Raw genomic sequence first — 9,309 nt, forward strand, 5'->3', positions numbered from 1 at the left:
ACCAACCACGACGAGGCCGACATCACTGACCTGGAAGCCTTCCGGGTGCAGTTCAACAAGGAAAACGAGAAGTCGGGCATCCGGGTCAGCATGCTGGCGTTCATGATCAAGGCCGCGGTGGCGACCTTGAAGCAGTTCCCCGAGTTCAATGCCTCGCTGGACGGCGAGAATCTGATCCTCAAGCACTACTACCACATCGCGTTCGCCGCCGACACGCCCCAGGGCCTGATGGTGCCGGTGATCCGCGATGCAGACCAGAAAGGCGTGACCGAGATCGCCCAGGAAATGGGTGAGCTGGCCAAGCTGGCCCGCGACGGCAAGCTCAAGCCCGATCAGATGCAGGGCGGCTGCTTCACCATCTCGTCGCTCGGCGGGATCGGCGGGCAGTATTTCACGCCCATCATCAACGCCCCCGAGGTGGCCATCATGGGCGTGTGTCGCTCCTACTGGAAACAGGTGTCCCCAGACGGCAAGCAATCGGCCTGGCGCTTCATGCTGCCCCTGTCGCTATCCTGGGATCACCGGGTGATCGACGGCGCCGCCGCGGCCCGTTTCAACGTCCATTTCGCCAAACTGCTCGCCGATATGCGGCGCATCATGATGTAAGGGGGGGAACGACACAATGGCAATCGAAATCAAGGTGCCCGACATCGGTGACTTCGACGAAGTCGAGATCATCGAGGTGCTGGTCAAACCGGGCGATGCGATCGACATCGAAACCCCGCTGATCACCCTGGAGTCCGACAAGGCCTCCATGGACGTGCCGTCCCCGGCTTCGGGCACGGTCGAAGAACTCAAGGTCCAGGTCGGCGACAAGGTCTCCGAAGGCTCGATCATCCTGATGCTGGAACCGGCCGAGACCGGATCCCGGGTGGCGGACCACGAACCGCACCCAGCGGTCCATGAAAAAGGGGCTGCCTCAGCGGCGCCCGGCGATGCTGGTGGTGGTTATGGCGGCGGCAGCCTGGAAGAGGTTCGGGTGCCAGAAATCGGTGATTTCAACGACGTCCCGGTAATCGAAGTGCTGGTGCGCCCTGGCGATACGATCCGTGCCGAGGACCCGTTGATCACCCTGGAGTCCGACAAGGCCTCCATGGACGTGCCCGCGCCCAAGGCCGGTAAGGTCAGCGAAGTGCTGGTTGCGGTCGGCGACAAGGTCTCGGAAGGCTCGGCGATTCTGATGCTGCAAGCGGAAGGGAAATCTCCCGCAGCCCAACCCGCCCCCGCGCGGGGAGCGGGGGAGCAGGCGGCCGCGGCGCCGGCTCCTGCGGCGGCCACCCATACCGGCGGTGCCGACCTCGAGTGCGAGATGCTCGTTCTCGGCGCGGGGCCGGGCGGCTACTCGGCCGCCTTCCGGGCCGCCGATCTGGGGATGAAGACCGTGCTGGTGGAACGCTATGCCACCCTCGGCGGGGTATGCCTGAACGTCGGCTGTATCCCCTCCAAGGCGCTGCTGCATGTCGCCGCGGTCACCGACGCGGCCAATGGCATGGCCGATCACGGCATTGCCTTCGGCAAGCCGGACATCGATCTCGACAAACTGCGCGGCTGGAAGGAAAAGGTCGTCGGCAAGCTCACTGGGGGGCTCGCCGGCATGGCCAAGGCACGCAAGGTCGAGGTCGTGCGCGGGGTCGGAAAATTCCTCGACCCGCATCACGTGGAAGTTGCCCTGACCGCCGGCGACGGCCAGGAGCAGACCGGCGAGAAGCAAGTGGTGAAGTTCGACAAGTGCGTCATCGCCGCCGGTTCGCAGTCGGTGAAACTACCCTTCATTCCCGACGACCCCCGGGTGGTCGACTCCACCGGCGCCCTGGAACTCGCGTCCATCCCGAAGCGCATGCTGGTCATCGGCGGCGGCATCATCGGCCTGGAGATGGCCACGGTCTACTCAAGCCTGGGCACTCGCATCGATGTGGTCGAGATGCTCGACGGGCTGATGACCGGCGCCGACCGAGACCTGGTCAAGGTCTGGGAAAAGGTCAATAAGCCGCGCTTCGACAAGGTGATGCTCAAAACCAGGACCACCGCCGTGGAAGCCGGCAAAGACGGCCTCAAGGCCAGCTTCGAGGGCGACAACGCCCCAGCCGAGCCGCAGGTCTACGACATGATTCTGCAATCGGTCGGGCGCAGCCCCAATGGCAACAAGATCGGTGCCGAGAACGCCGGGGTGGCGGTTGACGAACGCGGTTTCATCGCCACCGACAAGCAAATGCGCACCAACGTCGGACATATCTTCGCGATCGGCGACATCATCGGCCAGCCGATGCTGGCCCACAAGGCGGTTCACGAGGCCCATGTCGCGGCGGAAGCCGCCGCCGGACAGAAGAGCTTCTTCGATGCCCGCCAGATTCCCTCGGTCGCCTACACCGACCCGGAAGTCGCTTGGGCCGGCAAGACCGAGACCGAATGCAAGGCCGAAGGCATCAAGTACGGCAAGGCGGTTTTCCCCTGGGCGGCCAGTGGTCGGGCGATCGCCAACGGCCGCGACGAAGGTTTCACCAAGCTGCTGTTCGACGAGGAGACCCACCGCATTATCGGCGGCGCCATCGTCGGCACCCAGGCGGGGGATCTGATCAGCGAATTGTGTCTGGCCGTCGAGATGGGCTGCGATCCGGTCGACATCGGCAAGACCATCCACCCGCATCCCACCCTGGGCGAATCGGTGGGCATGGCCGCCGAACTGTTCGAAGGTGTGTGTACCGATCTGCCGCCGCAGAAGAAGCGATAGGGTCAATTCCATCGGGCCGTTGGTGCCGCCGCGCTCGCGCGGCGACCCAGCCTCGGCCGTTCATTCTGGAACGCCTGAACACCCATGAATGCAAACAATTAGGAGGACATAAACTCGACCGAATAGCGTGGTCAGCAACGGGGGCACGATGATACATCCGGCGGCGATCCGCCAAGATGCCGTAGGGCGTACGTGCCTTCGGGTTGATCATGGTGCTGGTGGATGGCCGAGGCGATGCCGCTCTCGGCCACGGTCCTGCAGCCGACCGTGCTGAACCCGATAGCGCGCTTGACGCTGGCGAGGGTCGGCTCGAGCCGAACCAGCGATTCGGCGTCTGCATGCTCCTCGCCACTGCGTGGTCGTCGAGCATGGGCGGCTTCGGCACCCTGCTCGGCAGGGGCCGCCGAACGCCATCGTCGCCGGCTACGCCGCCGACGAATTGCGCCGCACCATCAGTTTTCTCCAGGGATGATGCTCGGCGCGCCGCTGCGCTTTCCTTTCATCCTGTCGGCGAGGTGGATTCGCGCCCCATGGCGCCGCCCAGCGGCGATGGGTGAATCGCAGCGACCGCCGAGCACAGAGGGACACTAGCGGCTTAAGAGGTGCTATAACTGCACATACGCATCCTGATTCAGCCGCCGTGGTGTCTGCGTCCCTTGTAGGGGCTGCCTCATGCTGGATCTGGCAGGAAGAGGCATTGTACATACCACTTCAGGCCCGCATCTCAACTTGGAGGGCTGTATGCTGTCCCAGTCCACCATCGATACGGTCAAGAGCACCGCCCCGCTACTCGGGGATGAAGGGGAAAGGATCACCCGTCTGTTCTACGACAAGCTGTTCCATCACCACCCCGAGCTCAAGAACATCTTCAACATGGCCAACCAGGCGAAGGGTGAGCAAGCGCGCGCCCTCGCTGATTCAGTCTTCGCCTATGCCAGGCATATCGACGAGTTGGAGGCCTTGGGTCCGGTGGTCAAGCGCATCGCCCACAAGCATGCCAGCCTTCAGGTGGCCCCGGAGCACTACCCCATCGTCGGTAGATATCTGCTGGAAGCGATTCGCGACCACCTCAAGCTGCACGACGACGATCCCGTGCTGACGGCGTGGGCAGAAGCCTACGAAGCTCTGGCCGGGATCTTCATCGAGACCGAGGAAGGGATCTACCAGGCGAACGAGTCCACGCCCGGAGGCTGGCGCGGGGATCGAGCCTTCATCATCGACAGGGTCGAACCCGAGACCGACGAGGTCAAGTCCTTCTACCTGCGACCGGAAGACGGCCAGCCGATAGCCGACTTCCGCCCTGGTCAGTATGTGGGGGTTAAGACCCGCCCGCCGTCCTCGGCGTTCGACGAGATCCGCCAATACTCGCTATCCAGCGCCCCCGGGGAGCCCTACTATCGCATTACCGTCAAGGCTGAGGGCGCCGGCACCTCGGTTCCCGGCCACGTCTCCAACTTCCTGCACGATGCCAGTGTCGGCGACAGGGTCTGGCTGCGTCCGCCCACCGGCGATTTTGTCGTCGAGAAGCGTTCCGAGAGGCCGGTGTTGATCGGCGGGGGCATCGGCATCACGCCGCTGGTCAGCATGTTGCTCAATGCCGTACGGCAAGGCAGAAATCTCGAGCATCTGGTGTTCATTCACTGCTGCCGCGACCGCTCGCACCATGTCATGCACGACGACCTTCGCGCGCTGAGTGCGCAGAAGGGCTTCAAGTATTATGTTGCCTATGAGCAGGGGGAGGGGGCCGACCATCTCGGCTATCTGGATACGGCCATCCTCGGAAATTGGCTGCCCTTCGAGGGTCGCGGCGACGTCTATTTGTGCGGCCCCACGGCCTTCATGTCAGGCCTGAACATCCTGCTCAAGCGGATGGGCTACGCAGACGAGCAGCTCCATTACGAGATCTTCGGGCCGCGTATCCGCTTCAGCGAGGCCTCCTGGCATTAGTGAGGGCCGCCTGACGCTGTTGGGCATGGAATAAAGGCGCCACGTAGCGCAACCTCGGGCTCGGTGTCACCCGGGCGACTCGCGCCGGCCAAGGTGCTGTTCGTCGATCACGCCGTCGGACGCCGGGGTGAACTGCCCTCTTTGACGCGCTGATGCCCGGTCTAATGCCGCCCTGGCTCGCGCCGGCGGTGGCGCCGGGCTTTCCCGGTGCCGCCCGGCGATGCTATACGAGGCGTATGGCTACCCGTAGTGCATCCGTTGATCGTGACTTTCTCGTCGTTGCCGCCATCGGTACCGGCATGACCGCCCGCGCCGCGGCCCAGGGTGGCGCAGACATGCTGCTCGCCCTGCATGCCGGGCGGCTTCGCGTCATGGGGGCGCCGTCCATCTCCTGCATGCTGCCGGTCGCCAACAACAACCGCGCGGTGCAGACGTTCGCCCGGGCGGAGATCCTCGACCGGGTCGACCTGCCCGTGTATTTCGGCGCCTGCGTGTTCGACCCCTCGGAGGACCTGGATGCGCTGGTCGCCGAAGCCCGGCGGGAGGGCTTCGACGGCATCTGCAACTTCCCCACGGCGGTGCACTTCGATGGCGCCATGCGTCAGAACCTGGAGTACGTCGGTGTCGGGTTCAGCCGGGAGGTGGAGCTCATGCGGCGGGCGCGTGCCGCTGGCATGGGGACCTGCGGCTACGTGCGGCGCCGGGCTGAGGCCGTGATGATGGCCGACGCCGGCGTGGATATTCTCTGTGTCAATTTCGGTTGGAACGCCGGCGGCGTGGCCGGCGTGCCCAGTCGCTACAGCCTGGACGAGGCCTGCGAGCACGCGCGCCAAGTTTTCGCCGCGGTGCGCAGGCGCCGGCCCCGGATCAAATGCACCGTCGAAGGTGGACCGATCACCACGCCGGAGGAGGCTCAACAGGTGGCCGAGGCCTCGAGAGCCGATGGCTATATCGGCGGCTCCACCATCGACCGTATTCCGCTGGAGACGGCCGTGGCGGAAACCACCTCGGCATACAAGTCCGTCGCCCATCTGCAGCAGCGCATTCACAGCCTGAAGAGCGAGTGGCTGGGTGATGGCCACGAGTTCGGGCTGATTGGCCGCTCGGCGGCCATTTCCTCGGTGGTGCAGATGATCCGCAAGGTCGCCGACAGTGAGCTCTCCGTGCTCATCACCGGGGAGAACGGCACCGGCAAGGAACTGGTTGCCCGGGCCATTCATGCCGCGAGCCGGCGCCGTGATCAGCGCATGGTGGCGGTGAACTGCGCCGCGATTCCCCGCGATCTGTTGGAGAGCGAGCTCTTCGGCCACGAGGCCGGCGCCTTCACCGGCGCGGTCAAGGCGCGGGTCGGGCGCTTCGAGCAGGCGAACAACACAACGCTGCTGCTCGACGAGATCGGCGACCTGGCCTTGCCGCTGCAGGCCAAGCTGCTGCGGGTGCTGGAGGACGGCTCGTTCGAGCGCCTGGGGACGAATACTCCGCGCAGGACCAACGCCCGCATTCTCTGCGCCAGCAACCAACCGCTGCGCCGGATGGTGGCCGATGGCAGCTTCCGGGAGGACCTGCTCTACCGCCTCAATGCCGTGGAGATTACCCTTCCGCCGCTGCGAGACCGTATCGAGGATATCCCGCTGCTGGTTCGCCAGCTGCTGCCGCAGATCGCCGCGGAGATGAGCCTGCGGGTGCGGCAGATGGATGCCTCCGCCTACCGCGCCCTGATGCGCCATACGTGGCCAGGCAATGTGCGCGAGCTGCGCAACGTCATCGAGCGGGCGGTGATCATGTGCGACGGCGACGCGGTCACGGCGCGGGATCTGTCGCCACTGGAGCCGTCGGAGCCGGCACCGGACTCCGGGGCGGAGCCGGCGGTGGCAGACGGGGCAACGGGAGCGGCAGCCGCCACCGAGCCGGCACTCATGAGCGAGCGCGAGTGGATCATGGCGGCGCTGCAGCGCAACCGCTTCCGGCGCGGGGACACGGCCCGGGAACTCGGGCTCGCCCGCAAGACCCTCTACAACAAAATGCGCCGTTACGACCTGCTCTGAACCCGTGGCAGGCCCTACCCCGCAGACTGTCTGCTCGGTCGGTGCCGGATGCGGCCGATGCCCCGGGGCAGTTGCTCATCCAGCATGTCCGCGAAGCCCGGGTGATAATGAACCCGCACGGCGGCCGCGCTCTCCCGTTGCGCCCGGGTCGCCAGCTCCAGGGTCTGCTGCGCCCGGTGACGTCGCTCCTCGCGCTCCGGCGTGCCGAGGCCCGGCGTCACCAGGACGTGCGCGGGGGTGAGGGTCAATGCCTCGTCGAGCTGCGCCTCTGTATGTACTACCACACACACGCCGAAGCCCTGTTTCTGCGCCTCTTCAAGCAGCTCCAGCTCTCTTTGGTACGTGAATCCGGAATGCTCCAGGGCACCGGCCAGTTCGCCGCTCAGCGGGCACACGCTGGGCCAGTTGGTCAGGGCGGTTCCGCCGGCGCTTTTCAGTGTCGCAAGCAGATCCCGGCGCCGCAGGAATGGGTCGTGGGCGAGCACTCCGGCGATCACCCATTCCGGTGGCGGCTCTGACTGCAGGGCCGCCTCCAGGGCGCCGTTGACATCACCCACCGGCAGCGCGCAGGCCATGACCGCAAGGTGCGGGTCCAGCGCCGCCGTCACCGGTGCGAGAATGCAGGGGCCGGGGCCGAGGGTGGCGGCAGCGGCGCTGTCGGTGACGAACCAGCCGTCGGGTGTGTCCGATGGGGCCATGGGTAACTCGCACTGTGTAAGACCGGGTAGAAATCGGCATTGGTTACTCAGGATTGCACATTGACAGCGTAGCGCGAAATCTTCGTTTCCTTGTGCCAGCGCCGTATCCGGCGGTTTGGCATGGGGTGTGCACCATATCGAAGCAAATAAAAGCCGCGGGCGGCCTTTTTCGGCCTGTCATGCGGACACGGGGTGACCCCGGTGAGGAGGAGGAGAATGATGGCACGCAAGGCCTATGTAGTTGGCACCTGTGATACCAAGGGCGCGGAGCTTCGCTATGCCTGCGGCCTGTTGCGCGCCGCCGGCGTGGAACCGGTGCTGGTGGACGTGGGTACCCGCGGTGACGGCGGTGATGCAGATATTCGTGCAGCGGACGTGGCGGCCCACCATCCGGAGGGGGCGGACGCGGTGTTTGTGAACGACCGCGGTCAGGCCGTGGCGGCCATGGCGGAGGCGCTTCGCCGGTTCATCACGACGCGCACGGACCTCGCCGGCATTCTGGGCATGGGCGGCTCCGGTGGTACCGCCATAATCGCCCCCGCCATGCGCGAGCTGTCCGTCGGCGTGCCGAAATTGCTGGTGTCTACCGTTGCCTCCGGCAATGTCGCCCCGTATGTGGGCCCGAGCGACCTCACCATGATGCCGTCGGTCACCGACGTGGCCGGCATTAATCGGATCTCGCGACAAGTCCTCGGCAATGCCGCCAACGCAGTCGCCGGCATGCTCAGCCACCGCATCCCCGAGGCAGGCGCCGACAAGCCGGCCATCGGGTTGAGCATGTTCGGCGTGACCACCGACTGCGTGAACCAGGTGACCGGCATGCTCGAGGACGACTACGACTGCCTGGTCTTCCACGCGACCGGGACCGGTGGACAGTCCATGGAGAAGCTCGCCGACAGCGGCATGATCGCCGGCGTGCTGGATATCACCACCACCGAGATCTGTGATCTGTTCATGGGCGGCGTGTTCAGCGCCGGCGAGGGCCGCCTGGACGCCATCGCCCGCACCGGCATCCCCTACGTGGGCTCCTGCGGCGCGCTGGACATGGTGAACTTCGGCGCCCCCGATACCGTGCCGGCGAAATACCAGGGGCGCACGTTCTACGCGCACAACCCGCAGGTCACGCTCATGCGCACCACGCGTGAGGAGAACGAGCGCATGGGCCGGTGGATCGGCGATAAGCTCAACCGCTGCAACGGCCCGGTCCGTTTCCTTCTGCCCGAGGGGGGCGTTTCGCTGATCGATGCCCCGGGGCAGCCCTTTCATGACCCGCAGGCGGATGCCGCGCTGTTCCGGGCCCTGGAGGACACGGTGCAGCAGACCGACGAGCGCAGGCTGATTCGCCTTCCCAACAACATCAACGATCCGGAGTTCGCCAAGGCTCTGGTGGAACAGTTCCGTGCCGTCATGGCGGCGGCGTAAAGGAGGTGATCGTGAGCAGGTGGACACGCGAGACACTGGTTGCCCGATTCCAGGACATGGTCAGCCGCGGTGTGCCGATTATCGGCGGCGGCGCCGGCACCGGTCTGTCGGCCAAGTGCGAGGAGGCCGGCGGCATTGACCTGATCGTGATCTACAACTCCGGGCGTTATCGCATGGCCGGGCGCGGCTCCCTGGCGGGGCTGATGGCCTACGGCAATGCCAACGAGGTGGTCAAGGAAATGGCCCGCGAGGTGCTGCCGGTGGTCAAGCACACGCCGGTGCTTGCCGGCGTCAACGGCACCGACCCGTTCATGATCACCGATCACCTGCTGGACGAACTCAAGGCCGTGGGCTTTGCCGGCATTCAGAACTTTCCCACGGTGGGGCTGATCGACGGCACCTTCCGCGCCAATCTGGAAGAGACCGGGATGAGCTACCAGCGCGAGGTGGAAGTGGTGGCGCGCGCGCG

The 9,309-nt window shown here is 65.6% G+C and carries 7 protein-coding genes; 6 read left to right on the forward strand and 1 reads right to left on the reverse strand.

The genetic code is table 11. The features are described from left to right. The 4 genes from QZT63_RS11095 to QZT63_RS11110 all read left to right on the forward strand — a co-directional run. Positions 1 to 606: 2-oxo acid dehydrogenase subunit E2 (locus tag QZT63_RS11095; RefSeq protein ID WP_290651181.1), on the forward strand; the 606-nt coding region annotated here is incomplete at its 5' end. A gap of 16 nt (positions 607 to 622) precedes the next feature. Beyond that, a complete protein-coding gene (gene lpdA / locus QZT63_RS11100) occupies positions 623 to 2,728 on the forward strand; it encodes a dihydrolipoyl dehydrogenase (protein ID WP_290651183.1) in 2,106 nt (701 codons plus the stop codon). A gap of 741 nt (positions 2,729 to 3,469) precedes the next feature. Further along, positions 3,470 to 4,675, forward strand: a complete 1,206-nt coding sequence (gene hmpA / locus QZT63_RS11105) for an NO-inducible flavohemoprotein (protein ID WP_290651184.1) — start codon at positions 3,470 to 3,472, stop codon at positions 4,673 to 4,675. A gap of 236 nt (positions 4,676 to 4,911) precedes the next feature. Beyond that, a complete protein-coding gene (locus QZT63_RS11110; RefSeq protein ID WP_290651186.1) occupies positions 4,912 to 6,720 on the forward strand; it encodes a phosphoenolpyruvate hydrolase family protein in 1,809 nt (602 codons plus the stop codon). Between the two features lie 14 nt (positions 6,721 to 6,734). Here QZT63_RS11110 and QZT63_RS11115 read toward each other — a convergent pair whose 3' ends face one another. Further along, entirely contained in the window at positions 6,735 to 7,418 is a 684-nt protein-coding gene (locus QZT63_RS11115) for a phosphoenolpyruvate hydrolase family protein (protein WP_290651188.1), read from the reverse strand. A 216-nt stretch (positions 7,419 to 7,634) separates the two neighbouring features. Here QZT63_RS11115 and QZT63_RS11120 point away from each other — a divergent pair, with 216 nt between their 5' ends. Together QZT63_RS11120 and QZT63_RS11125 are read left to right on the forward strand one after the other, a co-directional pair. Next, positions 7,635 to 8,840, forward strand: a complete 1,206-nt coding sequence (locus QZT63_RS11120) for a Tm-1-like ATP-binding domain-containing protein (protein WP_290651190.1) — start codon at positions 7,635 to 7,637, stop codon at positions 8,838 to 8,840. An 11-nt stretch (positions 8,841 to 8,851) separates the two neighbouring features. Continuing rightward, on the forward strand, positions 8,852 to 9,309 hold a 458-nt coding region (locus QZT63_RS11125), incomplete at its 3' end, for a phosphoenolpyruvate hydrolase family protein (protein WP_290651192.1).

Source organism: Aquisalimonas sp., from assembly GCF_007120195.1.
Classification (GTDB): domain Bacteria; phylum Pseudomonadota; class Gammaproteobacteria; order Nitrococcales; family Aquisalimonadaceae; genus Aquisalimonas.

Bases quoted from the DNA above. Each gene is read 5' to 3' on its own strand.
- lpdA (WP_290651183.1), top strand. From the start codon at position 623: ATGGCAATCGAAATCAAGGTGCCCGACATCGGTGACTTCGACGAAGTC.
- hmpA (WP_290651184.1), top strand. From the start codon at position 3,470: ATGCTGTCCCAGTCCACCATCGATACGGTCAAGAGCACCGCCCCGCTA.
- QZT63_RS11110 (WP_290651186.1), top strand. From the start codon at position 4,912: ATGGCTACCCGTAGTGCATCCGTTGATCGTGACTTTCTCGTCGTTGCC.
- QZT63_RS11115 (WP_290651188.1), bottom strand. From the start codon at position 7,418: ATGGCCCCATCGGACACACCCGACGGCTGGTTCGTCACCGACAGCGCC.
- QZT63_RS11120 (WP_290651190.1), top strand. From the start codon at position 7,635: ATGATGGCACGCAAGGCCTATGTAGTTGGCACCTGTGATACCAAGGGC.